Origin of the sequence: Burkholderia sp. AU32262, from assembly GCF_020419985.1 — a bacterium.
Lineage (GTDB): Bacteria > Pseudomonadota > Gammaproteobacteria > Burkholderiales > Burkholderiaceae > Burkholderia > Burkholderia semiarida.
On the sequence record NZ_JAIZRS010000015.1, the window covers coordinates 115,300 to 139,523 of the forward strand.

At 64.7% G+C, this 24,224-nt stretch carries 42 protein-coding genes; 27 read left to right on the top strand and 15 right to left on the bottom strand.

The annotated features are described in order from the left end of the window. The first annotated feature begins 12 nt into the window (after positions 1-12). Positions 13-195, top strand: coding sequence for a hypothetical protein (locus tag LGN10_RS19330; protein WP_156349303.1), 183 nt, complete (start codon positions 13-15; stop codon positions 193-195). 332 nt (positions 196-527) lie between these two features. Then, positions 528-794, top strand: a complete 267-nt coding sequence (locus LGN10_RS19335; protein WP_226224664.1) for a hypothetical protein — start codon at positions 528-530, stop codon at positions 792-794. A 144-nt stretch (positions 795-938) separates the two neighbouring features. Here the strand turns inward: LGN10_RS19335 and LGN10_RS19340 are convergent, their stop codons facing one another. Genes LGN10_RS19340 through LGN10_RS19395 form a run of 12 tightly spaced genes read right to left on the bottom strand, consistent with a single transcriptional unit; the run spans position 939 to position 7,139 of the window. Then, the gene (locus LGN10_RS19340; protein WP_226224665.1) at positions 939-1,532 is read right to left on the bottom strand and encodes a DNA-binding protein; all 594 of its coding nucleotides are present in this window, start codon (positions 1,530-1,532) and stop codon (positions 939-941) included. Next, the gene (locus tag LGN10_RS19345; RefSeq protein WP_226224668.1) at positions 1,529-1,855 is read right to left on the bottom strand and encodes a hypothetical protein; all 327 of its coding nucleotides are present in this window, start codon (positions 1,853-1,855) and stop codon (positions 1,529-1,531) included. The genes LGN10_RS19340 and LGN10_RS19345 overlap by 4 nt, the downstream gene beginning before the upstream one ends. A gap of 10 nt (positions 1,856-1,865) precedes the next feature. After that, positions 1,866-2,336, bottom strand: a complete 471-nt coding sequence (locus tag LGN10_RS19350; RefSeq protein ID WP_226224671.1) for a RusA family crossover junction endodeoxyribonuclease — start codon at positions 2,334-2,336, stop codon at positions 1,866-1,868. Beyond that, on the bottom strand, positions 2,333-2,581 hold the full coding sequence (locus LGN10_RS19355; RefSeq protein WP_226224673.1) for a hypothetical protein: 249 nt from the start codon (positions 2,579-2,581) through the stop codon (positions 2,333-2,335). Before LGN10_RS19355 ends, LGN10_RS19350 begins: the two co-directional genes overlap by 4 nt. 17 nt (positions 2,582-2,598) lie before the next feature. Then, positions 2,599-2,847: a hypothetical protein gene (locus LGN10_RS19360; RefSeq protein ID WP_226224676.1), complete on the bottom strand. Its 249-nt coding sequence runs from the start codon at positions 2,845-2,847 to the stop codon at positions 2,599-2,601. Then, positions 2,844-3,953 carry a DUF1376 domain-containing protein gene (locus LGN10_RS19365; RefSeq protein WP_226224679.1) on the bottom strand — a complete coding sequence of 370 codons (1,110 nt, stop codon included), beginning with the start codon at positions 3,951-3,953 and terminating at the stop codon, positions 2,844-2,846. The genes LGN10_RS19360 and LGN10_RS19365 overlap by 4 nt, the downstream gene beginning before the upstream one ends. Then, positions 3,950-5,143, bottom strand: a complete 1,194-nt coding sequence (locus tag LGN10_RS19370) for a DNA-methyltransferase (protein WP_226224682.1) — start codon at positions 5,141-5,143, stop codon at positions 3,950-3,952. Before LGN10_RS19370 ends, LGN10_RS19365 begins: the two co-directional genes overlap by 4 nt. Before the next feature lie 50 nt (positions 5,144-5,193). After that, the gene (locus tag LGN10_RS19375; protein WP_226224685.1) at positions 5,194-6,063 is read right to left on the bottom strand and encodes a hypothetical protein; all 870 of its coding nucleotides are present in this window, start codon (positions 6,061-6,063) and stop codon (positions 5,194-5,196) included. Beyond that, positions 6,060-6,329: a hypothetical protein gene (locus LGN10_RS19380; protein ID WP_226224686.1), complete on the bottom strand. Its 270-nt coding sequence runs from the start codon at positions 6,327-6,329 to the stop codon at positions 6,060-6,062. The genes LGN10_RS19375 and LGN10_RS19380 overlap by 4 nt, the downstream gene beginning before the upstream one ends. After that, the gene (locus LGN10_RS19385) at positions 6,326-6,553 is read right to left on the bottom strand and encodes a hypothetical protein (RefSeq protein WP_060009998.1); all 228 of its coding nucleotides are present in this window, start codon (positions 6,551-6,553) and stop codon (positions 6,326-6,328) included. Before LGN10_RS19385 ends, LGN10_RS19380 begins: the two co-directional genes overlap by 4 nt. Then, the gene (locus tag LGN10_RS19390; RefSeq protein ID WP_060966022.1) at positions 6,547-6,768 is read right to left on the bottom strand and encodes a hypothetical protein; all 222 of its coding nucleotides are present in this window, start codon (positions 6,766-6,768) and stop codon (positions 6,547-6,549) included. Before LGN10_RS19390 ends, LGN10_RS19385 begins: the two co-directional genes overlap by 7 nt. After that, complete coding sequence (locus LGN10_RS19395) at positions 6,765-7,139, bottom strand: hypothetical protein (RefSeq protein ID WP_060010001.1); 375 nt, start codon at positions 7,137-7,139, stop codon at positions 6,765-6,767. Before LGN10_RS19395 ends, LGN10_RS19390 begins: the two co-directional genes overlap by 4 nt. Before the next feature lie 166 nt (positions 7,140-7,305). On the opposite strand from LGN10_RS19395, the gene LGN10_RS19400 reads away from it, so the two are divergent. Then, positions 7,306-7,569, top strand: coding sequence for a hypothetical protein (locus LGN10_RS19400; RefSeq protein ID WP_226224687.1), 264 nt, complete (start codon positions 7,306-7,308; stop codon positions 7,567-7,569). 17 nt (positions 7,570-7,586) lie between these two features. Here LGN10_RS19400 and LGN10_RS19405 read toward each other — a convergent pair whose 3' ends face one another. Further along, positions 7,587-7,844 (bottom strand): hypothetical protein, encoded by a 258-nt coding sequence (locus LGN10_RS19405; RefSeq protein WP_226224688.1) that lies wholly within the window; start codon positions 7,842-7,844, stop codon positions 7,587-7,589. After that, positions 7,841-8,086: a transcriptional regulator gene (locus LGN10_RS19410; RefSeq protein ID WP_226224689.1), complete on the bottom strand. Its 246-nt coding sequence runs from the start codon at positions 8,084-8,086 to the stop codon at positions 7,841-7,843. Before LGN10_RS19410 ends, LGN10_RS19405 begins: the two co-directional genes overlap by 4 nt. 86 nt (positions 8,087-8,172) lie before the next feature. On the opposite strand from LGN10_RS19410, the gene LGN10_RS19415 reads away from it, so the two are divergent. The 24 genes from LGN10_RS19415 to LGN10_RS19530 all read left to right on the top strand — a co-directional run bounded on the left by LGN10_RS19415 (position 8,173) and on the right by LGN10_RS19530 (position 23,598). After that, complete coding sequence (locus tag LGN10_RS19415; protein ID WP_226224690.1) at positions 8,173-8,559, top strand: hypothetical protein; 387 nt, start codon at positions 8,173-8,175, stop codon at positions 8,557-8,559. Between the two features lie 1,115 nt (positions 8,560-9,674). After that, the gene (locus tag LGN10_RS19420; RefSeq protein ID WP_226224691.1) at positions 9,675-10,091 is read left to right on the top strand and encodes a hypothetical protein; all 417 of its coding nucleotides are present in this window, start codon (positions 9,675-9,677) and stop codon (positions 10,089-10,091) included. 127 nt (positions 10,092-10,218) lie between these two features. Continuing rightward, positions 10,219-10,446: a hypothetical protein gene (locus tag LGN10_RS19425; RefSeq protein ID WP_226224692.1), complete on the top strand. Its 228-nt coding sequence runs from the start codon at positions 10,219-10,221 to the stop codon at positions 10,444-10,446. Continuing rightward, positions 10,443-10,790, top strand: coding sequence for a hypothetical protein (locus tag LGN10_RS19430; protein ID WP_226224693.1), 348 nt, complete (start codon positions 10,443-10,445; stop codon positions 10,788-10,790). Before LGN10_RS19425 ends, LGN10_RS19430 begins: the two co-directional genes overlap by 4 nt. Continuing rightward, positions 10,790-11,035, top strand: coding sequence for a hypothetical protein (locus LGN10_RS19435; protein WP_226224695.1), 246 nt, complete (start codon positions 10,790-10,792; stop codon positions 11,033-11,035). The genes LGN10_RS19430 and LGN10_RS19435 overlap by 1 nt, the downstream gene beginning before the upstream one ends. A 172-nt stretch (positions 11,036-11,207) precedes the next feature. Next, positions 11,208-11,591 (top strand): hypothetical protein, encoded by a 384-nt coding sequence (locus LGN10_RS19440; RefSeq protein ID WP_081059086.1) that lies wholly within the window; start codon positions 11,208-11,210, stop codon positions 11,589-11,591. Continuing rightward, positions 11,588-11,755 carry a hypothetical protein gene (locus LGN10_RS19445; RefSeq protein ID WP_196485768.1) on the top strand — a complete coding sequence of 56 codons (168 nt, stop codon included), beginning with the start codon at positions 11,588-11,590 and terminating at the stop codon, positions 11,753-11,755. Before LGN10_RS19440 ends, LGN10_RS19445 begins: the two co-directional genes overlap by 4 nt. After that, the gene (locus LGN10_RS19450) at positions 11,752-11,895 is read left to right on the top strand and encodes a hypothetical protein (RefSeq protein WP_226224696.1); all 144 of its coding nucleotides are present in this window, start codon (positions 11,752-11,754) and stop codon (positions 11,893-11,895) included. The genes LGN10_RS19445 and LGN10_RS19450 overlap by 4 nt, the downstream gene beginning before the upstream one ends. A gap of 132 nt (positions 11,896-12,027) precedes the next feature. Then, positions 12,028-12,318, top strand: coding sequence for a KTSC domain-containing protein (locus LGN10_RS19455; protein WP_226224698.1), 291 nt, complete (start codon positions 12,028-12,030; stop codon positions 12,316-12,318). Next, positions 12,315-12,785: an HNH endonuclease signature motif containing protein gene (locus LGN10_RS19460; RefSeq protein ID WP_226224700.1), complete on the top strand. Its 471-nt coding sequence runs from the start codon at positions 12,315-12,317 to the stop codon at positions 12,783-12,785. The genes LGN10_RS19455 and LGN10_RS19460 overlap by 4 nt, the downstream gene beginning before the upstream one ends. Then, on the top strand, positions 12,782-13,594 hold the full coding sequence (locus LGN10_RS19465) for a RecB family exonuclease (RefSeq protein ID WP_226224750.1): 813 nt from the start codon (positions 12,782-12,784) through the stop codon (positions 13,592-13,594). Before LGN10_RS19460 ends, LGN10_RS19465 begins: the two co-directional genes overlap by 4 nt. Before the next feature lie 11 nt (positions 13,595-13,605). Then, positions 13,606-14,817 (top strand): hypothetical protein, encoded by a 1,212-nt coding sequence (locus tag LGN10_RS19470; protein WP_226224702.1) that lies wholly within the window; start codon positions 13,606-13,608, stop codon positions 14,815-14,817. A 30-nt stretch (positions 14,818-14,847) separates the two neighbouring features. Continuing rightward, on the top strand, positions 14,848-15,732 hold the full coding sequence (locus tag LGN10_RS19475; RefSeq protein ID WP_226224703.1) for a DNA translocase FtsK: 885 nt from the start codon (positions 14,848-14,850) through the stop codon (positions 15,730-15,732). A 26-nt stretch (positions 15,733-15,758) separates the two neighbouring features. Then, positions 15,759-17,495: an AAA family ATPase gene (locus LGN10_RS19480; RefSeq protein WP_226224752.1), complete on the top strand. Its 1,737-nt coding sequence runs from the start codon at positions 15,759-15,761 to the stop codon at positions 17,493-17,495. Further along, entirely contained in the window at positions 17,492-18,124 is a 633-nt protein-coding gene (locus tag LGN10_RS19485; protein WP_226224705.1) for a 1-pyrroline-5-carboxylate dehydrogenase, read from the top strand. The genes LGN10_RS19480 and LGN10_RS19485 overlap by 4 nt, the downstream gene beginning before the upstream one ends. An 83-nt stretch (positions 18,125-18,207) precedes the next feature. Then, on the top strand, positions 18,208-18,648 hold the full coding sequence (locus tag LGN10_RS19490; protein ID WP_226224706.1) for a zinc-finger-containing protein: 441 nt from the start codon (positions 18,208-18,210) through the stop codon (positions 18,646-18,648). After that, positions 18,645-18,851, top strand: coding sequence for a hypothetical protein (locus LGN10_RS19495; RefSeq protein ID WP_226224708.1), 207 nt, complete (start codon positions 18,645-18,647; stop codon positions 18,849-18,851). Before LGN10_RS19490 ends, LGN10_RS19495 begins: the two co-directional genes overlap by 4 nt. Further along, positions 18,841-19,251, top strand: coding sequence for a hypothetical protein (locus LGN10_RS19500; RefSeq protein WP_226224710.1), 411 nt, complete (start codon positions 18,841-18,843; stop codon positions 19,249-19,251). The genes LGN10_RS19495 and LGN10_RS19500 overlap by 11 nt, the downstream gene beginning before the upstream one ends. A 114-nt stretch (positions 19,252-19,365) precedes the next feature. Continuing rightward, positions 19,366-21,267, top strand: a complete 1,902-nt coding sequence (locus LGN10_RS19505; protein WP_226224711.1) for a DNA cytosine methyltransferase — start codon at positions 19,366-19,368, stop codon at positions 21,265-21,267. Between the two features lie 47 nt (positions 21,268-21,314). Then, complete coding sequence (locus tag LGN10_RS19510; RefSeq protein WP_226224713.1) at positions 21,315-21,542, top strand: hypothetical protein; 228 nt, start codon at positions 21,315-21,317, stop codon at positions 21,540-21,542. Positions 21,543-21,559: 17 nt separating this feature from the next. Beyond that, entirely contained in the window at positions 21,560-22,234 is a 675-nt protein-coding gene (locus tag LGN10_RS19515; protein ID WP_226224714.1) for a hypothetical protein, read from the top strand. Next, on the top strand, positions 22,227-22,514 hold the full coding sequence (locus LGN10_RS19520) for a hypothetical protein (RefSeq protein WP_226224715.1): 288 nt from the start codon (positions 22,227-22,229) through the stop codon (positions 22,512-22,514). The genes LGN10_RS19515 and LGN10_RS19520 overlap by 8 nt, the downstream gene beginning before the upstream one ends. Then, positions 22,511-23,422 (top strand): hypothetical protein, encoded by a 912-nt coding sequence (locus LGN10_RS19525; RefSeq protein ID WP_226224716.1) that lies wholly within the window; start codon positions 22,511-22,513, stop codon positions 23,420-23,422. The genes LGN10_RS19520 and LGN10_RS19525 overlap by 4 nt, the downstream gene beginning before the upstream one ends. Beyond that, the gene (locus tag LGN10_RS19530; protein ID WP_226224717.1) at positions 23,419-23,598 is read left to right on the top strand and encodes a hypothetical protein; all 180 of its coding nucleotides are present in this window, start codon (positions 23,419-23,421) and stop codon (positions 23,596-23,598) included. The genes LGN10_RS19525 and LGN10_RS19530 overlap by 4 nt, the downstream gene beginning before the upstream one ends. Before the next feature lie 74 nt (positions 23,599-23,672). On the opposite strand, the gene LGN10_RS19535 is transcribed toward LGN10_RS19530, so the two are convergent. Next, positions 23,673-23,897 carry a hypothetical protein gene (locus tag LGN10_RS19535; protein WP_226224718.1) on the bottom strand — a complete coding sequence of 75 codons (225 nt, stop codon included), beginning with the start codon at positions 23,895-23,897 and terminating at the stop codon, positions 23,673-23,675. Between the last annotated feature and the right edge of the window lie 327 nt (positions 23,898-24,224).

A 24,224-nucleotide genomic window follows, 5' to 3' on the forward strand; every position in this document is an offset into this window, starting at 1 on the left:
AGGAGAGCATTAATGACTACCGCACGAGCAACCGAACAGGCCGTCGAACTCGTCAAAACAGCACTCGCATCCGGTTTGGTCGCACCAGCCACCGGTGACCGGTGGTTCACAGACCCTGCCAAAAATGGAGAGCAACTCGGACAATTTATCGGCGCAACCGTGGCCAAGATCGCCAAGGAAATAGACGCGCTGTAGGAATCGGGGCTATTAAAAGTCGGTTTAGATCCAGCCGACCCAGTAAAAAGCCCGCTGACTTTCGCTCAGCGGGCTCGAAATGCCTGGTGCCAGCAGGGCGGCGGAAACCCGTCTGCACCTTTCGGCGCGCTGGCTGATCACCTCGCTGCGTCTTTCCCGCCGGCGTAGTTGAGGTCCAAGCGAGAATAGCACTGACCTCGCGTCAATGCGCTGTGACTCCGGCGGCGCTGTGCGTTGCTGCGCCATACCTACGTCAAAAGCAAAAGTGATGGCGACCTATATAATTTCATGGCCGGGCGCTCGCCCGGGCAAATCACCTATACGAGGGACCAATGAGCAACGAACAACAACTTCTTGCCAACGATGTACATCAAGCCGCGACGCGGACCGCCGACGGTGCAATCTTGGCAGCGCTGATTTCAATTCAGATCAAGGACGCGAAGGATAAGGACGAGGCAGCACAGCGCATGCGCCTCTGGATCCACAGTGCGTTTGACACCCTGCACGCGGATCCCGTCATCCCTCATGACGTCAAGAACGCCATTCGCAATCGAATCGACAGCGTATTCGACAACGTGTCGAAGCTGCGGGCCGACTAATCTGCGATAGCGGAATCGTGATGGGCTGCTCACGCAAGAGCAGCCACGGCAATAAAAAAGCCCGCTTTCGCGGGCTTCTTTGCTTCGGACGCACGTATGACGTGTATCGAATATGCCGGATTATTGTGTGCCAAACACACATTGTCAAGCGGTTGATCGTTCCTGAAGCAATCCGAGCTCGCTGAACCGTCGTTCGATCACCGACCAAGCGAGCCCCTCGACGCCCGCCTCACCGGCCTTCTTGTCGCCCTCGATCCACTTCCGCACCGCGGAGTTATGCTTGCTGACGGTGTTCACGTGCGCCTCGCAGTCGTTCGCGATGTCGACAAGGTCGCACTTCACACCGAACAGCCGCTCGATAATCGCGCGCCGCACCCGGTAGTGCGAAAAGCCCGAGCAGTAGGCGGCGGAAGCCCGGATCAGCCAGCCGATCGCCGCCTGCCACTCGAGGTTAGGCGTCCGGCCGCTGCAGCACGCCGCTCCGCACGAGCACGGCAGGTCGTGCGGAGCGGCGCGCGCGACGAGCACGGACAGGTGCAGATCGGGCAGTTCCCACAGGTGCCGGCGAATCTCTCCGGCCTGTCCGGCGCCATCGAGCCCGACTAGGCCCATACCGGTGCCGATCGACTCGCCGCGCAGCCGCTTCGCCATCATCGTCTCGCCGTACTGCTGCGACGAGTAGCAGAGCGCGAAGCGCACCGCGTCGAACGCCGACTTGAACTCGACGACATCGCTCATCGTGCACCCCGCGTCATCATCGCCAGCGCTTGGCGCGTGTTGAGCTCGGCCATGTAGCCCGACAGGTTGCTCGTGAAGTCGGGCCGGATGCGCGTGTCGACGTGCGAACCGGGCGAGCGGCTCGTGCCCGCCAGCGAGTACATCCGGCCGCGGCTCGCCGAATGGCAGTCGAGCCGCGCGAGCGCCACGTCGAGCGACAGCAGCTGGCGCACCGACGAAACGGGGTGCTTCGTGCGGCGTGCGAGGTCGTGCGCCGAATACCGGACGCCGGGCTTCATCGCGCCGATCATCCCGTTGATGGTGAGTTTGCTTTTTGCTTTCAAGGCCCCGCTCCTATGCTGACTTCAAATTCAACTCGATCGCCTCGATCCGCACGCCCGGCGTGCGCGCGTAGCGCTTCGACACCCAGAGGTCGACGACCTGGCCGTCGTCGACGTACACCACGCCGTTCATGCCGTCCTTCAACGCCTTGACAACGTTGTCGGCGTCCGGCTTCTTCGTCGCTCCGATGGCGCCGGCGGCCGCTTCGCCCTGGCGCTTCATGGACCAACTCGCCGGAATTGGCAGGCCGATGTGCACGATCAGACGGATCGGGCCGACGTACGGCGCGGCGCTGCGCATCGCCTCGCGCGCGGCCATCTTCACGAGGTTCTCGTAACGCTCCGTCTTCTCGGGCGTGTAGGTCGTGACATGCGCGCCGCGGCGTGCGAACTTCGGGCGCCCCTTCGCGACCGGCGCGCCGGGAACGACGAACTCGACGCGCCGCATGATCGGCGAGGTCGTGATGAGAGATTGCTGCGTCATGCCCGCCACCCTTGCCAATGCCCGGGACGAACTGAAGCCTGCGAAGCCTGCCGGCGGAGATCGGCGGCCGCGCGCGGGCTCATGACGATCGTGCGGCCTTCGACGATGTACGACACGTCGGAAGTGCCGAAGAACTCGCGCATCCACCGGTTCAAGTCGCTCACGAACTCGGCGGGCATCAGCTCGGCGAATCGCGGCGAAACGGTCATGCGCGGCACGTCAGCGCACAGCGGCGACTCGATCACATCCATTCCCAACACCCTCATGCCGTCACCTCGTCTTCGATGTCGTCGGTCACCGGCACACCGCTGATCGGCCGCAGGTTGGCATCGCGGACTTGCGCGCGACCGTGCGCAATCAGCCCTTCCCTCGTTTCAACCGCACCCCGGAAAGAAACCACCCACCACGGAGCGCCGCGCGGGCTCAGGCCCACCACCTGCACGACCATTCCGTTCTGCTCATGCAACGGCGAGCCAACCGTGAAAGCCAAATCACCAGGTTTGCAGTTCATCGCCCTTCCCCCATCAAAGCGCCGGCCGCGACCGGGCCGGCAGTGTTGCGAAATGCACGGTTGTGGTCGTCCCACCACGGGCCGTCGCCCGCGGCGTCGAACACGCGCAGCTTGAAATCGAACGGTGGTTCGTCGCGGCCTTGCTCGATGCCGAGTGTGCCGCCGTGATCGACGATGCCGGTCCACGAGCGCCACCAGTCGCCGCCGGTGCGCGTCCCTGTCGCAGGCTTCGCGGCGCGCGCGGCGAGCAGATCGCCGAGGATCAGCTCGAGCAGGCCGAGGTTCAGCGGCTGCTCGGAGCGCTCACGCTCACGGCGCTTGCGCCCCGTGGCAATGGCCGCGCGCAGGTCGTCGGCCGTCACACCGCGCGCGGACCAGCCGGCCAGCCGCGCGTCATCGGCGGCGAAGCCGACGCCCGCCGAGCGAAGGATTTCGACGAAAGCGGCGGCGGCGATCGGCGGTTCTTCCCCGTCTCCCTGTGCTGTGCCGCCGCCGCTTGCTGTGTTTACATCTCCCTCTCCCTCTCGCTTGCGATCGGGGGGCGAATCGGGGGGCGATTGCGTTGGCGATCGGGGGGCGATCGGATCGGGATCGCGCCGCGAATCGGATACGATCTCCCGGACCTGCTTTTTCCGCAGCCATTCGGATTGCGGGGCGATCGCTTTCAGGAGGTTCGCGGCCTCGACGATCTGCGCGCGCACGGCCACGGTGTCGACCTCGATGCCCCAGCGCTTCGCGTTGCCGGTGGTGCCGGACAAGCTGCTGGTCAGCTTCGATACCCACGCTTCGAGCACCTTCTCGGCGACGACAGGGTGATAAAGGCGGCCGTCGGCACACTTCACCCAGCCGCGCAGCGCGTGTTCCTTCACGCGCTTCCAGTTCTTCGACTGAGACAGATGGCCGAGCATACGGTCGTCGGCCGGCAGGCTCGCAGCTGGGATCTGATGCCAGCTCTCAAGCCACAACGTGATCGCGGCCGCGCGCTCGTCGCCGGTGCCGAGGATCCACGTTTCGGACGTCAGCAGGCGCTTCACCTCGAGCGGCATGAACGGGAAATCGCGGAGGTTGCAGTCCGCTGGGGTGAGAGGATTCGGGAGGTCGTTCATTCGCTGAGACCGTACGCTGTAGTGCTGGCAGTTGCCTCAATGGCATCCGCAAACAGGTCTTGTTGGCACGCGAGCGCGGCACATTCGGCCGCGGCCGCGTCGACACGCGCCAGTTCATATTCGACGCGCGCTCGCGCGATCTCGACGTGCGCCGGCTGATCGTCGATGCCGACGAAGCCGAAGCCTTCTCGCGCGCACGCCTTCCCGGTCGATCCGGAACCCATGAAAGGGTCGAGCACGACGCCACCGGGCGGCGTGACGAGGCGGCACAGGTAGGCCATCAGCTCGGTCGGTTTGACCGTCGGGTGATGGTTGCCCTTGCGCTCGGCCCCAAGGTTTTCCGCGTCGCGTAGCGTCGAACCGTGCTTGAACTGCGAGCCCGGGTCGTCGAGCCCTTCGTTCCGATCCGTGCGCGACGCCTTGGCGCAGTAGAAGAAGCGCGCCGCAGAGCCGGAATCGCCGTAGCTGATCATCGCGGTTCCCGCCGGGCGGCTCTCGGCCCCGAAGGCTGCTCCAGCGTTTCCTTGTCCGTCCGCGCTACTCGCGCGCTTAACGGCGCCAGTGCCGCTCGTTTTCTCGCCGAACCGCGCGAATGCCTCGAGCACGTCCGGAGAGCCGTCGTGGATCACGTTCGCGGGCCAGCGGCCGGCCTTCATTTCAGCGGTATATTCGACGTTCTGCTTCCAGTTGCCGTCGGCGTTCACCGATGCACCGGGTGCGAAGCGCTTCACGATGTATTGGCCGCCGAGCGCGTCGGCGCCATGCACACGACACGCATCGATGTTGAGCGCGCCGGTGCGGTGCTCGAGCACGTTCGCCGCGACCGTGCCGACGAGCGGCTTGCGCGCGACGCAGATCGGCTCATGCGCCGGCTTCAGCGCGGTACCCCAGCCACTCCAGTCGCCGTCGAGGTTCTTCGACTTCGGGAACCCGCTGCCGTAAATCCACATGATCTGGTCGCGCAGCTCGAAACCGGCGTCTTCAATCGCGCATGCCATGCGGTGATAGGTGCGCGCAGCACTGAACGCGAGAAGGTGACCACCTGGCTTCAACACGCGCAGGCACTCAGCCCACATTGCCACGTCGTAGGCAATGCCGGTCCGGTCCCACGCGCGCCCCATGAAGCCGAGTTCGTACGGCGGGTCGGTAACGACCGCGTCGATCGACGCGTCCGTGATGGTCTTCAGCACTTCGCGGCAGTCGCCGAGGTGCAGTATTGCAGCACCTATCGAAACGGAAGTCATGTGACCTCCCGCGCAATATGCGGCAGCGGTTCGGCAGCCGATTCGATCGCAGCCTGAATGCGCTCAAGCTGCTGACGGAGCCGCTTGACCTCGGAATCGATGCCAACGCGCCGCGCGGCTTGCTTGCAGGCACTGGCGATCTGCCACGCTCCTGCACTAGCCGGCAGTCCAAGCGCGTGCGCGAGCTCGATGCGCGCGCCATCGATCTGCGCCGCATCGCGCTCCGCATGCTGCTTCGCCCGATCGAGGATCAGCCGCCGTTCGTTTTCCGCCTCTTCGGCCAGATTCTCAAGGCGCTCGGTGGCCGCCTTCAGTCGGCGCTCCGCGTTCAGTCGATCCCGGACAGCATCCGCGACGACGTCGCCGAGGCGCGCGCGAAGCTTTTTTTCGAGCGTCCATTCGTTGCAGAGACCCGCGCGCAGCTGCTCGTAGCTTTGGTCCGCGAGCCGCGCCATGCCGTCGATGATGAGCTTGATCCACGCGTCGCGCGGCAGGTTCTCCATGTTCTTCAGCGTCGGGCCCTTCAGCGATCGCCAGCCGTCCGGCCCACGCACGATCAGCCCGCAGCCCGCTGGGATGTCCTCTTTCTTCAACAACCCGGCCGGCGCAGCGAAGATCACGCCAGCGGCGAAGCGCAAATACGACGTCCACTTCCCCGCCGTCACGTCGCGGCGGAAGTCGGCGACGCTGATCTTGCATTCGTAGGCGACCGGCTGGAACCGCGCGAAGGAGCACGGCACGGTGTAGACGTCCGGCCGCGGCGAGCCGGCCGGCCCGAGCTGCATGTCGGTCCATACGAGGCGATCGGATGCGCCGCGAAGATGCGCGGCGAGATCCTTGGCGAGGTCATCGTGCGCCCACGTCATGCGACCTCCAGCTGCAGTTCGAGCTGAGCGGCGCCGAAGCGCGCTGCCAACCATGCGTCGTAGGAACCGAGGCGCGTCACGTCGCGGCGGTCGGCACCCGTCTCGGCCACGAATTCCCGAACCCGCGTGCTGTTCCAGCAGATGAATCCGGCCATGCGGCCACCGGGAAACGCGACACGGTCGGCCTCGCACACTTGCTCGGGCGTCATTCCGCGCGATTGCGCGTATGCGAGAAATCGAGGATTCCAACTGGTCGGCGCGCTCATGCGGCGTCCCGATACGGTTCAGCTGACGTCGAGCAGATGCCCTGCTCCCAGTCGTAGACGTTGTACGCCCGCGGGCAGTCATTCGCCGCCGCCCAGCCGCACCCCCACTGCCGCACGAAGCGCGCGAGCGGGCCGCGCAGCGGGTTCTCGTGAAACGGGATGCCTGCGCGCGCGGCGCGCCAGCCTGCGCGGAACGCCGCGCGCTCGAACAGTTTAGTCAGCACGAGCCGCCCTCCTTCGCGTTGTCGATCGGCGCCGCCTCGGGCCGCACGCGCTCGAGCATCCAGAGCTGGTCCGGACGGAACGCGAGATAGTCCTGCGGGGGATCGCGGAAGATGAAAAGGTGCTTTTCCTCGACGAGGCCGAGGTAGGTCATGGGACGTCCGAGCTTGCGGACGAAGTCCTTGCCGATGTCGCGGCGGCTGATCGTGACCGTCATGCCGCCACCTGCCGCTGGCCGAAAGCCTGCTGGACGAACTCGCCGATCGCCTGCTGGCTGAGCCGGCGGTATTCCTCGATCGCCTTGCGCTCCTGGATGGCGAGCCACTGCCGCGGGTAGTCGCAGCCGGTGAACATGCAGAACAGGTGCAGTTTCGTCGCGGGAAACGGCCGGCGGCCGGCGATCAGGTCGCCGAAGTGCGGATAGTGAATGTCGCAGTTGCGCGCGAGCGTCTTGCGATCGAAGCGCCGCAGGCCGAGCTCGAGCGCGTGCGCGAGGCAGTCCTCGAAGCTCATCGCTTCGATCTCCGCGTCCGGCAGTGTCACTGCCTGTACCCACGGCGCGAACATCCTGAATTCGGTCTGATTCATACAAAAAATCAATCGTTACCCAGTTGATTACCCACTTGCTTACCCAGTTGGCGCGCGGGCGAAATAAAAGCCAGGACAACACCTGGCCAACTGCGAAAGATGCGAACCGCCGCTATGCGAAAATCGAAGCCTCTGACCTCTTCAACCACCACACAACGGGGTTCGCATGACCAAGAAAAAACCCGTCCACATGACCAAGGACGAAATGCAGATCGAGGTTCTCTTCGGGCTGCAGTTCGCTACCGAGGCAATGATGAAAGCTCTGATTCGTACCTGCCCCGACAAAGACGCATTGCTGTATTGCTTCGACATGGAGATCGAAAAAGAGCAAGCACAAACACTCGCGTCCGATCGATCGGATCTTTGTGTCGCGGCACTTACCGACTACTCGACGGCGCTGCGCGACTACATCAAGAAGTGGATGCCGTAACAGGTCACGCATTGCATTCACGTCCTCGGGCTGACGATGTAGTGCTTCAGCGCAGTGGCACATGCCGTCTTCGGAAGTTTCCGATCACGCAACTTCTGCTCAACCGAGTACCGGAGCGTCATCAGTTCGATGCCGAGCGGACCCGTGAAAACCATTGCGGGAGAATCGATCTTCGAAATGGCCTGACGCAGTTCATGCATTCGTCGCCCCGGGCGCACGCGCTCGGAAGGCTTCTGGTCGACGCGCACCGGGCTGAATTTGCGGATCTTCTTCACGCCCCCTCCTTCGCCGGTTCCGCCAGCTCAGGCCATATCAGGTGCCAGTCGTCAGGGCGCAGATCGCGGCGGGTTACGCGGCCGCCCGATTCACGCTCAATGGCGACGCAGAGCTTCTCGCCGGCCTTACGCTGTCCGTAGATGACGTTTCTCAGAAAGGCGGCAGTTGTCCCGCACCGCGCAGCGAAGAGATCGCGATCAGCGCGCGGGATGCCGGCGAAAAAGGATTTGAACTTGTCCATGCGGCCATCATACACCGTATGGTTTATGGGCGGCAACACCTTCTGGTTTATTTCACCGTTTGGTTTACGGTGGTCTAATTTGGCCTATGAAAGATGATCTACTGACCCATAGCGAAGTCACCGAATTGCGCCGTCAGGCGCTCGGGCGCCTGGTCGATCTGCACGGGCAGGCTGAAGTCGCTCGGCGGATGAAGAGAGTTCCGCAGCAGATCAACGATATGGCCAAATCGAAGTCCTTCGGCGAGAAGGTCGCACTCGAATTTGAGCGTGCTTGGCGCGAAAGCACTGACGGCGAAGTGATCGACCTGCTCGCGCCGCGCCCAAGAGTTCAGCAGAGGTCGGCGCCGGCCGGCTGGGAGCGCCTCGACGAAATCGGCCGCGCCAAGGTTGAGGCGTTCATCAGTGGGCTGTTAGCCCAGTCAACTCCGCGCCCCGCGCCTGTTCAGGACGAAGACCGGCCATTTGGCGACTGATTCGCCGCAGCACATCAGGCAGTGGCTCGAGCGACGCATCCCAGAACGAAAACTCGCGCGTCACGACGGGCCGCTTCGCAAGCCCCGTAAAACCGAACGCCTCATTCTCCAGAAGCACATCCCATCGACCGTCTGAGCGCAGCCGCTGAATCGTCACAATCGTGCCGATCAACGCGGGGTTCCTGCTCGACACCACCCTAGCCAAGTCCCCAGGCCTGCAGCGCAGGCGCGTCTTCGATTCTTCTTTCACTGGCCGCCCTCGTCTTCGGTTTGTCACGATACTGTATGCATGTACAGTAGTTTAGCCCCAGATCCCGCAGACTTTCAACTGCCGTCAGCAGACGCTTAAGAATCGCTGGTCCAGATTCGCTGTTACAAATTTTCGGAGCACCATAAACCAAATGGTGTTGACTCGACATACACCGTCTGGTTTAATTCCCATCAACGCGACACCGACGTCGCGCCACCGCCTAGGCGGATCGCTCTCTAACAATCGAAGGTAAGCCGGGACCGCACACGCGGAGCAACCGGCCGGCGCGATCCGCGTCGTGAGTCAGGACAGGCGCAGCGCGCTAGGCCGAAGTTTGGCTACCGCTTGCAGGCTTGAACGAACCTGATGCAAGACAGCCAGCACCACGTGACCGATGGCGTCGTAATCGGCACAAACCTCGCGCGACCCGGAGCCGGCACGGCCGGGAGTAGTCGGGCGCGCGAGTGATGCAGTCTCATGGAGCCGGAATGCGCAGGCTGATGCGCACCCAGTCGAATGCTGGTGTCCCGAAGCCGGAGATCAGCGCCGGCCCGGCTCCATGAGCCTATATCGAAAATGCGCCCGGGTAGATGGACAGCCAACTCCATCGGTGAGCGCGACTCGCCAGCCCTGCGAGGGATAAAGAAGTGGACCCGTCACCTCAGAAAGCGGGCTTGGCAAGCCGACGGTAGGTCAAGAGGACGGCCGGGATGCTAACCGGCGCCGGATAACGTAACCGGCGCTTCTCACAGCTCTGACCGGTGGCGGTTCTTCTTCTGAGGCGTCACCAGTGAGAGCTGCGCGTGCAGCATCGAAGTTCAAGACCGTAATTTAATTAGTAATCCTACTTTAATTGGAGGGCGCTATGCACACTCCTCGACCTCATCGCCACAATATACGCACCCTGCCCGTGCGGGTCGACCGACACGCCGACCAGCTGCAGGCGGCGGCCGACGACGCCGCGCTGGAGCGCGACGAGCGCAACGAAGCGATCGCCGACGCCGTCACGTTCGACGTGCTGCCGTTTTCGACCGAGCAGATCGCTGTGCTCGATGCCGCGCTGCGTCGCGGCCGAATCGAGGACGTGTACGAGGTCTGGAATGTCTGCAAGGCAGCCCTCGACGCGGAAATCGCGCAGCGCATCGCCGACGCTGATCTCGCCGCCGCCGCGCCGCGTTTCGCCAACGTCTACTGCTCGGGATGTGGCCAGAAGTTCGCCGCGGGCAACGCCGGGTTTTCCCGCTGCACCGACCACATGAGTCGTCGCGCGCTTAACGACTGACCTACCGCGCCCGTTACGGCGAGCAATCTGACCCAAGGCCGAAACCGCCCGCCGCAGAGCATCGCGGCGAGGTCGCAGCGTGTGGCGCTGCCTGACGATGGCCGTCAGTACCGCGAAGAGGATCGAAATGGACAACACGAAGCATGGCGGCCCGGCGTTTCCGGAAGTTCCCGGCGACTGCAACGGCTATGAAGGCAAATCTGGTATGACGCTGCGCGACTACTTCGCCGCACATGCACCCGACGTGCCGGACGATTTCGGCTGGGCAACCGGTGAAACCGACTCGTGGCAGCGGCGCACGCGCTGGAACTACCACTACGCCGACGCCATGCTCCGCGCGAGAGGTGAAGCATGAACGAGGTCAAGCACACGCTCGGTCAAACATGGCTGCTGCGCGCGAAGGAGCTCGTGCAGGAGCGGGCCGATTCGAGCTTCTCCTACGGCGAACTGCCGTCGGATGCCGGCGACGGTGCGTCGGCCGATGCCTATGCGCGCTCGCTCGCGGCCGACCGATCGCTCGACGCGCACCTTCAACCGATGGCGCACCTGATTGACGCGCTGCACCTGGTCGCGTCGAAGACGGTCCTGACGTCCGGCATCCGCGCCGTTGTCGACGACGCGCTGGCGAAGGCCGGCTTCCGCGCGCCCGTGCCGGTGTCCGATCCCGTTCGCCGCATCACCATCGCCGGAGCCGACTGATGAGCACCCTCAAATCCCCTGCCCAATGCGGCGACCTCGCCGAGAAACTGATCGCCGACTACGTGCGCAACTGCGGCGCATACGGAAATCCCGACGCGCTCGCGAACGTGATGGAAATGCTGATCAGCAAGGCCGCGCTCGGGATTGCCATGGTCGGCAGCGAGGCGATCGCGCATCAGATCCTCAACCGGACGAAGCACAACGTCGCAACCTTCGCCGAGCGGAACCTACGGAGGAATCACTGATGCGAGTTTCCCTCAACAGCCTATCGCCTGTATCGCGCAATTACAAACGATCAGCTGTATCGCGTCTGCGCTACGTAATCGAAGGATCGGCGTGGGCGGCGGCATACGGCGTCGTGATCGGCGCGCTCTGGTTCGGCGCTGACCTTGCTGGCCCCTACCTGCGGAGCCTCGGATGAGCAATCAGTTCTATCTCCAAGACAGCCGCACCTACGTAGGAAACGACGTTTTGTGGTGGGCCGAGAAAGGCTGCGGCGGATACACAACCGATCTGCGGAAGGCACGCCTGTTCACGCGCGAAGAAGCCCAAGCGAAGCACAACGCCCGCGAGACTGACATCCCGTGGCCCAAGGAATACATCGATTCCAAGACCCGCCCCGCTGTCGACATGCAGTACATCGATCGCAATGAGGCGCTGTCTGGTACCGGCATCAAGCTGATCGAGCCACCGAAGCCGCGTGCCTTTCGCGTGAATTGCGTCGGCTGTGGCAGGTTTCTGCGAGATGCCGACCGCTATTCACAGGACTGCCCGCACTGCCGAACAGACAACCGACCATGACGCCGTTCGATTACCTGGGCAATCTGCTCGAACGCCTATACGAGTGGAATCCCATAGTTGGCTACCTCGCCGCGCTCGCAATTGCGGCCGCGTGCACTTTGATTCTCGCCGGACTCAACGCCGACGGATCTTCGGCCGCGTCCATTTTTGTGAGGCCCGCATGAGCCGCTTCACCGATCACGCCGACCTCTTCGAGCGCCGGCACCCGCGCGCCGCGCGCGCCCTCGTCGTCGCGATCCTCGTCGCGGTCGCTCTTCTTGCTGTCGCCGTCGACGGCATCGCCAAGCACTTCGGCATTCTGTAACGCCACCGAGCCGCACCGCCTCGCATTCCGCGAGACGCTGTCTCCACCCGCCCCGTTGAATCCAGTGCCACCGCGCCGCGAGTTTGCGCGCTGCCGACGCACGCCCCGATCCCTCTATCAGGAGCAACCGAGATGAAAACCATCGACACCCTGCCCGTCGAATCGTCGCAGATCCACAGCATCGGCTACGACGCTGAGTCCGAAACGCTTGCGGTCCGGTTCAAGGATCGCAAGACGAATGCGCCGACGTCGCTGTACCACTACACCGGTTTCACGCAGGCGAACTTCGATGCGCTCAAGACCGCCGACTCCCTCGGCTCGCACTTCTACAAGCACATCAAGCCGTTCCCGGATCGATTCCCGTACGTGTGTGTCGAGAAGATGCCGGCGGCCGAGCAGGCCGTCGCCGAGGGTGAAGCATGACCACTGCGACAACAGTAGCCCTTTGCCAGTGCGGCTGCGGCCGGCCGACACGCCTTGCGCCCGTCAACGATCGTTCGAAGGGATGGATCAAGGGCCGACCGCTGAAGTACCTCAAGGGCCATGGCATCGGCAAAGCGGCGGCCGCGAAGACGGCAGCGGCGATAGGGAATCGCACGTTCAGCACGCAAGGCTATGTGGTGGTGCGCGTCGCGGCAAACACGCGGCGTTACGAACATGTGCTCGTTGCCGAGGCTGCGCTTGGCCGCCCATTGCGCAGCTTCGGCACTGGCAATCCGAACACCGAAGTCGTGCATCACATCAATGGCGTGAAGAACGACAACCGCCCCGAGAACCTGCTCGTGTGCACCCACGAGTATCACGTCGCCCTGCACCACCGCCTCTCGAATTCTCCGGCATGGCCGGAGTTCGCACCGGTCTCACGCCGGGGCTTTGGAGCTCAACGATGATCACCCCGTCGATCTTTCGTGTCCGTGCGTCTGCATGGGCCTCGCTATTTGAATGTGCATATCGCTTTGAAGCAATCCATATCCTCGGCATGCGCAACGTCGTGGGCCTACGCGCCGCGCTCGGTACCGCGATCCACGCAGGCACGGCGGCCTATGACCAGAGCGTGCTTGACGGCTCCGGCTTGACCGTCGACGACGCAGCCGGTGCGTTCGTCGACAAGCTGCACGACCCATCGAACGAGTACAACCCGGCGAGCGACGATCTCAGTCTGAAGGAAGCGGAGCGCATCGGGATCTCGCTCACGACGAAGTACTGCCTCGAGATCACGCCGCGGTACGACTTCGTCGCGGTCGAGATGGAAACGAAGCCGCTCGACATCGACTGCGGCGGTGGGATCGTGGTCCGCCTCACCGGCACGATGGACCGCGCACGTGTCCGTCGCACGGCGCTCGGCCCGGGCATCGCCGACCTGAAGAGCGGATCGAAGGCCGTCGCGCAGGGCGTCGCTGTCACGAAGGGCCACGGGCCGCAGATCGGGACATACGAGCTGTTGTACGAGCACACGACCGGCGAGCTGATAGCCGATACAGCCGAGATCATCGGGCTCAAAACGAAGGGTACGCCCGAGGTCGCGACCGCCCCGGTCAAGAACGCGAAGCGCGTGATGATCGGAACCGAGGAAACGCCCGGCCTGATCCAGTTCGCGGCCGACATGTTCCGATCTGGCCGCTTCTACCCCAACCCGAAATCGCTGTTGTGCGACAAGAAATACTGCCCGCGCTACGGCACCTGCCAATTCCACGAATAACCGAGGTATCCATGTCCACGCCCACCACTCTCGAATCCGTCCGCTCGCCGTTGCCGCGCGAGGCCACCCTCCCCGCCGTCGCGCCCGGCTTCGGCTCGCTGCAATCGTTCGAGCTGATGCAGCGCGCGGCGAACCTGTTGGCGTCGTCGACGCTTGTGCCTGCCGCGTACCGCAAAACGATCGAGAAAACCAATCGCTACGGCGAGGTCACCGAATCGCGCGAGAACCCGAACGCGATTGCGAATGCCGTCGTCGCGCTGAACATGGCGCAACGCATGGGCGCAGACCCCCTGATGGTGATGCAGAACCTGTACATCGTCGAGGGACGGCCGTCCTGGTCGTCGCAGTGGATCATCGCGGCCGTGAACGGTTGCGGACGCTTCTCCCCGCTGCGTTTCGACATCCGCAAGCTCGGACGCAAGACGGTGCCATACGTGACGTTCGAATGGAGCGGCCCGAGCGGCAACCGCTCGCGCACCGAGAAGCGCCAAGACGTGGAGATCGAGGATATCGAGTGCATCGCCTGGGCGCTCGAGCGCGGAACCGACACGCGCCTCGAATCGCCGCCGGTGTCGATCGAGCTCGCTGTGAAGGAAGGCTGGTACACGAAGAACGGCAGCAAGTGGCAGACGATGCCCGAAGTGATGCTTCGGTACCGCAGCGCGTCGTTCTTCGGGAAGCTGTACGCGCCCGAGCTACTGATGGGCCTGACGAGCGTCGAGGAAGTGGCGGATATCGTCGACGTGCACGAAGACGGCAGTTACTCGGTCAACCGGTCGACGCTCGACGAGCTGCGAGCCGGCCGCGCGCAGCCGGCCGAGGAAGTCTCGCGCGCCACGCCGGCGCAAACCGGTCCCACCCCCGAATCGCGCGAAAACGCCACACCACCGTCGGACGCGCACGCAGACCCAGTCGACGACCAGGGTGAACCGGGCGATGAAGATGACGACGGCCAAGGCGGCTTCGACTTCGATGTCGCCGGACTCGTGCGCGGCATCCGCGAGGACATCGAAAGCGCGAAATCTCCCGAAGACCTCGACCTCGCCCGGAGCGCGATCAGCGGTGTGCCCGATGAAACCGCCAAGGCCGAACTGAACGCCCTCGCCTCGGCGCGCATGCGCGCCATCACGGCAGCAGCCGAACAGGCGGCCGCCGGCAAGGCAACCGCTCAGACAACCGCGCCGGCCGGCCGCCGCCCGCGCAATCCGATCAACGCCGACTAACGAGCGCCTACCGCCGCCAAGGATTTCGACATGACCGACAAGAACGTCCTCCAGATGACCGCCGAATCGATCGGCAAAGACCTGCTCTCCGCGCTCGTCACCGAGATCAAGCTGTTGCCGGACCTGTGGGTCAAGCTGTCCGAGAAAAAGCAGAACGACGTCATCGACCGGCTGCGTGCACGCGTCGAGCACAACGTGAAGATGGCGACGCACCTGATCGCGAGCGATGGCCGCATCGTCGTTCAGGGCGACCTCGACCAGATCACGATCAAGGACGGCGTCAAGGCGGTCGTGAAATTCGGCGGCTCCCAACCGAACCTGCACGAGCTGTACGAGGCAAGCGGAAAAGCCGTCCTGGTCGTCGTCGCAAACCCCGACGAGCACACCGGCGGCATGGACGAGATCCGCGGCGAATCCGATCAGCGTGGGTTGGACCTCGGCCGCGAGTACACCGACCAGGACGGCGACGGCATGGACGGGCAGCGCCCGAACGGCGACGACGTCGTCGACGCCGAATTCCGCGAAGTGCCGAAGCTCGGCGACGGCCCGACGCAAGCGCAACTCGACGAACAGAATCAGGCCGGCCGGCAGGCCGCCGCCGAGGGCAAACCCGAAAGCGAATGCCCCGTGATGGCTGGCGAGCTGTGCATCGCATGGGTGAAGGGCTGGAAGGAGTGGCACGAGGAACAAGCCGCCTCCGGCAACGAGGATCCGCTGTACGCCCAAGTCGAAGCGTTCGTGATCGAGCAACAGAAAGTGACTATTTCGAGCGTGCAGCGCCAGTTCAAGATCGGCTACAACCGCGCCGCGCGGCTGGTCGAGTTGCTCGAAGCCAAGGGCGTCGTCAGTGCGATGGATTCGGACGGCGGCCGCTCGGTGCTGCGGCCGCACGGACCGCAGGGAGAGCAATCGTGAAAATCACCGACATCTATGTGGCGAACGTGCTCGGAATCCGCACGGCAGACATCCGGCTCGCCAAACCCGTCGCCCTCTTCACCGGCCCGAACGGCGCAGGCAAGAGCAGCCTGCAGGAAGCCGTGCGCATGGCGCTCACCGGCGATACCGTGCGCGTCGCGCTGAAGAAGGAATACGGCTCGCTCGTCACCGAGGGGGCCGACGGCGGCCAGATCGTGGTCGCATGCGGCGAGCAGGCGAACAGCGTCATGCTACCGTCCGGCAAGCTCAAGCGCGAACTCGCCGAGGATCCGCGCCTGCCGCTGGTCCTCGACGCGCAGCGGTTCGCACACCTCGGCGCGGCCGAGCGCCGCGCGTTCCTGTACGACCTGATGGGCGTGAAGATCGGCGTCGACGAAATGCGGGCCCGGCTGCTCGATAAGCTTGGGTTCCGCGCCGATGCGGTGCCGGCGCCGGCCGCCGCGCGGCTCGCGGCCATCACGCCGATGTTGCGTGCCGGCTTCGAAGCTGCGCAGAAGGAAGCCGCCGATCGCGCGCGCGGCGCGAAGCAGTCGTGGCGCACCGCGACCGGCGAGACGTACGGCAGCCAGAAGGCCGCCACCTGGCGCCCGGCGGCGGTCGAGTTCGACGAGGCAGCATTGCGGAAGCTCACGGGCGACCGCGCGGCGCTCGACGACCGGATCGGCGAACTGCAGCAGCAGATCGGCGCAGCCGACGCGGCCGACACCTCGGCCCGTGCGCGCGCGTCGAAAATCGCCGACCTGCGCACGCGCGCCGCCGGCTACGCAAAGGCGGTCGAGCTCGCGCAGCTCGCCGACGAGCAGGTCGCTGAATTCCTGCCCAAGGTCGAAGCGCTTCGTGTGCTCGCCGGCGCGGCGCCGGCCGGAACAGAATGTTCGTGCCCGGAATGCGGCGCGCTCCTGCGCTACCTCAACGGCGTGCTGTCGGCGGCGGCCGCATCCGGCGCGCGCGACGCTGACGCGGCCGCAAAGCTGCCCGAGTATGAGCAGGGGTTGAAGACGCTGCAAAACGCCGCCGCGAACCGCAAACGCGACCTCGAAGCGGCCGACGCGGCCGCGACGCAGCTGCGCGCACTCGAAGACGATGCGGAGGAAAGCGGCGCGGCCGCCGCACGCGAGAGCGGCGACGCCGCTCGCTCAGAACTGGCCGACCTCCAGCGCCGCCGAAAGCAGCTCGACACCGACATCGCGACGCTTCGCGAAATCGAGCGGCGCGCCGCCGGCGCTGCCTATCTGGCGAAGCAGGCCGCCGCGCTGCACGAAGACGTCGCGGCGTACGAGGCGATCGCCGACGCGCTCGCGCCGAGCGGCATCCCGGCAGACCTGCTCAGCGAAGCGCTCACGCCGATGAACGAGCGCCTCGTCGCGCTCGCCGAGATGTCCGAATGGGCCGACGTGACGATCACGCCGGAGATGGAGATCTTCGCCGACGGGCGCGCCTACGCCCTGCTATCCGAATCCGAGCGCTGGCGCGTCGACGCGCACATCGCCGCGGCGATCAGCCACTTCTCGGGCCTGAAGCTGCTCGTGCTCGATCGCGCCGACGTCCTGGTCGGCCCGGAGCGCGATCGGCTGCTCTACTGGCTCGACGACCTCGCATACACCAATCAGATCGACACGGCGCTCGTCTTCATGAGCCTGAAAACGCCACCCGGCGGCCTGCCCGAGGCCATCGAAGCATTCTGGGTCGAGGGCGGTCAGGTCGCGCCGGCTGCGCAGCATGCAATCCGGGAGGCAGCGTGAGAGACGAAATCGAGAAGTATCTCGCCGCGACATCGGAAGCCACGGCGAAGGCCGTGGCGACCGGAACCGGGCTACCGCATCTCGACGTGACGAAGGAGTTGAACCGGATGCTCGGCGAGGCGATCGTCGAGCGCGAGAAACGGGCCGGCGGCGGCAACGAGTATGTGTACTGGCTCGCGCGCGCAGCGCAGCCGGCCACGCCAGCCGCGCCGACCAGCGACACGCCACCGGGCGATGCTGCTCCGGCGCTGGTTTCGGTCGACCCGGTCGACGGCTCTGTGGACCCGAATGCCCGCGTCATCGACGCCTCGCAGATCATCGAATGCCTGCGCGCCGAAGTCGAGCGCCTCACCGCCGAGCGCGACGCCGCGCAGCAACGAGCCGACACCTGGCGCGCGAATACCGCGGCACTCGAAGCGCGCATCGACGAGCTGACGCTCGGGCCGGTCGGCGCGAGCGCACCGTTGTTCGTGACGGTCGGCAGGTATTGCAAGCCGAAGCGCCACACGTCGCTCGAGAAAGCCCAGCGGCGCGGCAGCGCACTTGTGCGCAGCGAGAAGGAATCCGAGGTGCTCGTACTCGAGCCAGTCGGCCGGATCGTGCGCGGCACGCAGTGGATGCCCCGATAGCAGCACCGCCGCGCGCCTTCCGTGCCCCGGATTGCGCGGCGCATTCGGGCGGCTCGCACAGCGCCCATTTTTTCGATCTGGTCATGAAAACGACGAAAACACCGTGGAATCTATCACGGCGCGCGACCGCCCGGGTCAAAAACCCTCTGCCGGCTCCGACGAAATGCCCATACGACGGCGGCCCTGTCGAGATCGTGAACAACTCAGCGATCTACGGACGCGAGTATGGCGAGTGGCCGTGGGCGTTCCTGTGTCGTTCCTGCCGGGCGTATGTCGGCCTGCACCCCTTCACCAAGATTCCACTCGGCACGCTGGCCGACGGGCCGACTCGTGACGCACGGAAGCGCGCGAAAGCCGCCTTCAACCCGATCTGGCAGTCCGGCGGCATGACGCGCACCGACGCATATATCTGGCTGGCTCGGCAGCTCGGCATCGCGAACCACGAGGAATGTCACATCGGCTGGTTCGACGTCGCGACATGCGATCGCGTCGTGGCCGTCATTGAACAGGAGTACCCCCGATGACCGATACGCAAGACCCGCTCTGGCGCGCGCTCGCGCGCCTCGAACACGCCGAGCTGAGCGACGACGAACGGAACCTTCTGCGGCCGGCGTTCGCCGCAATGCACGGCAGCCATGCGATGCGCATCCCCGTGGACATCGTGAAGCTGATTCGACGCCTCGACGCGACGCTGCCGAAGACGACGGAGACCCACCATGTTGCTTGACAAGATCGGCGGCGCCGACGCCGCGTTTCGCGGTCAGATCGAAAACCTGTACTGGGGCGGCAAGGTCGACTGCGAGCCGCATCCCGTGCGCCACTACGGTTGCGACGTTCTGCCGAATGGCTGGACCGAGATCTCGTGGGATGAATTCGCAAAGTCATCCTTCTTTCGCTACTCGCCGATCGCGACTGGCTGGTCGCGCACCCTCCTCGGCGACGCGCGAATGTTCTTCATGCACGACCAGATCAGCTACGCGCTGATCGGCGATTACTGGGGCGGCACCGTCAAGGTCTTCCGGTTCGGCTGCATGCACGTGATGGACCGGAAGAACGTCGGTAACTGCATGAACCAGTACACGTGCACGAAGTGCGGGTTCAGCGAAACCATCGATTCATCCGACTGACCTCTCACGTTGCGACTACAGAGCATCCCGCGCGGTTTACCTCGGTCCGCGCGGCGTTCGAGGGGCGCCGAATTCCGGCGCCCTTCTTTTTTCCCGATTTCTCCTGTGGCACCTATGGACAATCAGCGCGTCTACAACAGCTTCGGTTTCTGCTGCGGCCTCGGCGGCGGCGCCAAGGGCTTCACCAAAGCGACCTCCCGCGTCGGAAACATGACCGCGACGTGGCGCTGCATCGGCGGCATCGATAACGACCCGGCGGCCGCACGCGACTTCGAAACGCTGGTCGGCACGCCGTGCACGGTCATGGACCTGATGACGCGCGGGCAGTACACGGCGTATCACGAAACGGAACCGCCGCCCGGGTGGCGCGAGGCGACGCCCACGGATGTGCAGCGTGCTGCCGGCTACGAGCACCCACATTGTGTGTTCATCTCATCGCCGTGCAAGGGCGCGTCGGGTCTGCTCCCGGAGAGCAAAGCCCGGACGCCGAAGTACCAGGCGCTCAACGAACTGACGCTGCGCTGCGTGTGGCTGATGTGCGAAGCGTGGAAGGACGATCCGGTCGAGCTGATCGTCTTCGAGAACGTCCCGCGCCTCGCGACGCGCGGCCGCCACCTACTCGACCAGATCGGCCAGATCCTGCGGCACTACGGCTACGCCGTGAACGAAACGACGCACGACTGCGGCGTGATCGCCGGCCTCGCGCAGAGCCGCAAGCGATTCCTGCTCGTCGCGCGGCACATGGAAAAGGTGCCGGCGTGCTTGTACGAGCCGCCGGTAAAGCGCCTGCAGGGCGTCGGCACCCTGCTCGGACGCATGCCGCTGCCGGGCGACGTCGAGGCCGCGGGCCCGATGCACCGCGTGCCGTCGCTGCAATGGAAAACGTGGGTGCGCCTCGCGTTCGTCGAGGCAGGCAGCGACTGGCGCAGCCTGAACAAGCTCGCGGTCGAGAACGGCCATCTGCGCGACTACCTGATCGTGCCGGACATGCACAACGGCGTGCTCGGCGTGAATCGCTGGGAGGAACCGTGTGGCGTCGTGGCCGGCGCGAGCCGCCCGGGCAATGGGACATTTTCGGTTGCTGACCCGCGCGGGCCGGCCGACGCCGCGCAATACCAGCAATACGGCGTACTCGGCTGGAACGACCACGCCGGCACGATCACCGGACAGAAGTCGCCAGGGCAAGGCACCTTCAGCGTCGCGGACCCGCGCCATCAAGGGCCGGCAAAGCACAACAACGAATTCCGGATCGTCCCTTGGCGCGACCCGGCCGGTGCCGTCACCAGCGCGCACGGCACTGGTCAATGCGTGCAGGATCCGCGGCCGCCGGCCGGTCCCCTCTTCAGCAAGTACAAGGTGACCGAATGGGGCGGCCACGCCGGCACGGTGATCGGCGGCGATGACCAGGGTGCGTATGCGGTCGCCGATCCGCGCGCGAGCACCGGTTTCGAAGGAGCCGGCAAGTACCGCGTGACCGGCTTCGACGAGCCGGCCGGCACGGTCATCGCGCGCAGCGACAGCGGACAAGGTGCGTTCGCCGTGGCCGACCCGCGTCCGGGCATGCGCCGCGAGCGCGGCGACGCGTACCTGACCGGCGGCCACTACGGCGTCGTCGGTTGGGATCAGCACAGCGGCGCAGTGTCGGCGTCCGCCGGCCACGACAACGGGCGCTGGTCCGTCGCCGATCCGCGCATGCCCGCGGCAAACGAGAAGACCGTCGCCGTGATCCGCGCGCTGGATGGCACCTGGCACCGCCCGTTCACCACGCTCGAGCTGGCCGTCCTGCAATCGCTCGTCGAGCCGGAGGAGTATCTCGAGCTCGACGGACTGTCCGACCAGGCGTGGCGCGAGCGCATCGGCAATGCCGTGCCTCCTGACGCCGCGCAGGCGATCGCGGAGGCGATGGGCACCACGCTGCTGCTCGCCGAATCCGGCGAGACGTTCCAGCTTTCGTCGACGCCGGTCTGGGTGCGCCCGATCGCTATCGCGCTGACCGTCGCGCCGCAGACCTTCTAAAACGGAGGCACCTGATGCCTTGCACCCCGTTTCGCCTTCCCCGCGGCATGTCCGGAATCATCTGCACGCGCGGTCGTAAACGCGAGCGCCGCTGCTCGGTTGACGGCTGCGATGCGCCGAGCGACTTCCTGTGCGATTTCCAGACGAAGCCGGGCAAGACATGCGACCGGCATCTGTGCGCGGTGCACGCGCATCAGGTCGGCGCCGATACCCACTTCTGCCCTACGCACCTCGCGGAGTCGAGCGGCAAAAGACAGGGCGACCTCTTCGCGTGACCATCGAGGCTCATACCATGAACACCAACACGTATGGCGGCTATACCGTCGCCCAGCTGCGCGAGTTCGTCCGCCACCACTACGACGCCGAACACGGTGGCGACAACATCGACGAACTCACGAACGACAGTTCGGCGAGCGTCAAGATCGTGCGCGACCTGCTCGACGCCATCGAGCCGCAGCAGGACGGCGATCTGCTGCGTCCGATTGCCCGCTGGGTCTACAACGCGGTGCGCGTGAACCTCAACCTGTTGCATGGGATCTGCAGCGAATTCGGATGCCAGCAGGGAGAAGACGTCGCAACGTGGCTGCGCGCGCGGCTTGCTGGCGTGCCGGCGCCGTGCATGTGCAGGAGCCGTCCATGCGAGCAGCGCACGGGCGGCTCCTGCCGGCGGGAACCCGCCGCCGTCCCCGCGCAGGCGGCGTCACCGGTGGCGCGCATCAGCGCCGTTGGCGGCATCAATGGCATCGCCTGGCGCCATCGCGACATCGCCAAACTGGCGCCGGGAACGACGCTTTGCGTTGGCCCGCCGCCTCTCGCGCCGGCATCCGCTCCTGTCGGGCTGATGGATGCGCTGCGCCAAGCTCGCGAGGAACTGTCGCAGGTCGAGTGGGAAAACGATCCACCGGCCCGCGTCACCGACCTGTTCTCGACCATCGACGCGCTTCTCGATGGAGCCAAGCATGTGTAACTACTCAGGTTCGCACTTTGGCGCCCCGTATCGCGACGCGCTTTGCTGTGACGGCTATCTGTGGGATGCGGATAGTTGCGATGAACCGGGCGGCCCGCTGCACAACGGCGGCGACATTCCGTGCCCGAGCTGCAACACACACGAGTACGTCGAGTACTGCGCACCCGACACATGGTCCAGCGGCAACGCGCGGCAGCGCCGCCGGGCGCGTCGAGCGCAACTTCGGGCAGTCAAGGTCAATGTGCTGCGCCGGCTGGCCGCAGCGGGGAGCCAAGCATGAATGAAGCGCCGAAGGAGAACGAGCGCGCCACGATCATGGACGCCTGCCAGAGCATTTCGCGGAGCGCTGACGCGCTAAAGAGCTGCCACACCGTCGACGGCGACTGGGGCGAAGATCTGGACGCCAAGGCATTTTACGATGCCGAAATGCTGTTGCTTGGGCGCCTGACCGCGATGCTCGACAACCCGGCGCAGCCGGAGCCGATTGACATGCTTTTGTTCTGCCCGAAGTGCGGCGTGCAGCATGTCGATGCGCCGGAGCCGTTCACGCCGGCCGGCCGCTGCGAGTGCGCTGGCCCGGACGAATGCGAAACGTGTGAATCGAATCGCGCCGCGTTCGAAGAGAGCTGGCAAAACCCGCCCCACCGCTCGCATCTCTGCCACGCATGCGGCACGATCTGGCGGCCGGCCGACGTGCCGACAAACGGCGTCGCGGCGATCCAGACGCGCGGGAAGGCCGACACGTGGAATGGTCAGCGGGAGCCGCGAGCCTCGGCCGGCGTCATCGCGGCCGCGCGTGCAGTTATCGAAGCCGACCGTGCGCAGACGCTCACGACCGAGCACGTCAACGCGCTCGACAACGCTATCAATATCCATCACGGCGAACTGACGCTGCGGAAGCCCCGCGCCGCGGCGTCACCCGACGATCAGCGGGATGGAATGCGCTGGCGCGCGCTGATGAAAAACGGTGAGCCGGAGGTATTGGTGGAACGCACGCAGCGCCGCGTGATTCAACGTACGCAACCGGTCGCGTTCTCCAGCCCGAACCTCACAGGCCCGGATCGTTTCGACACACCGTCCGAGATGTGGGTCAAGCGATACGTGATGTTCGCATGGTGGGCGCGCGAGAACGAGCATCGCAAGTTCATCGAGGCCATCGACGCGATCAGCGCGGGTGAAATCCAATGAAGCTGACCGACGTCGAAGTGTTCGAGATCCGCGCGGCCGGCCTTCCCGACCACCTACGCGAGACGCTGTATCCGGAACTGACACCACGCTGTCCCTACTGCGACAACATCGGCGAAGTACACGACGCAACTGGCGAGTGGCGCGCCGCCTGCATCGTGCCAGGAGACCCATCATGAGCAAGTTCCAGAAGCTCGACGCGCTGATCCTGGCGTCGATCACGCCAGCAGGTTCAATGAGAACCTTTGGTCGACTAAACGCGATCTAGTTGCTCTTGAGCGATGCGAAAACCAGATTCGAAAGCTTCGTCCATTCGGTCGGCTTTCCATTGGCCGAGCAGGTGCTCACCATCGATGTAGATGTGAAACGGCCACTTGTCAGAAAGTGAATCATAGCCGGCGACAACTTCGATTTTGCGGCCTTTGTAGACTTCCTCTTGGACGTTACGTGCGCCATGTTGCGTCTGGATTCTCGCCACGACTATCCCCTCCAATCGGTAAGCCCGCGTCTGCCAACAGGGTACTCGGATAAAAATAGAGTCACCGCTTGCATTTCTCGAACGACTGTCTGTTCGTACAGGGCCAATGCTGTTTTGTCTCCACGGCATATGCGCTGCATGAGCAGATTCGAATCGCGTCGAGCGTTGATCAGAATGAAGTATGCGGATCGCCCGCGCTCCATTCTCGTATTGATTGATTCATCAGCCACATTATTCTCCAATTAAGTTGCTGATTTCCAATCATAGGCCGGAAGTGAATTGATGCAATACCCCGATGTTATAGTTTTCAAATTGAAACCGTAAGTA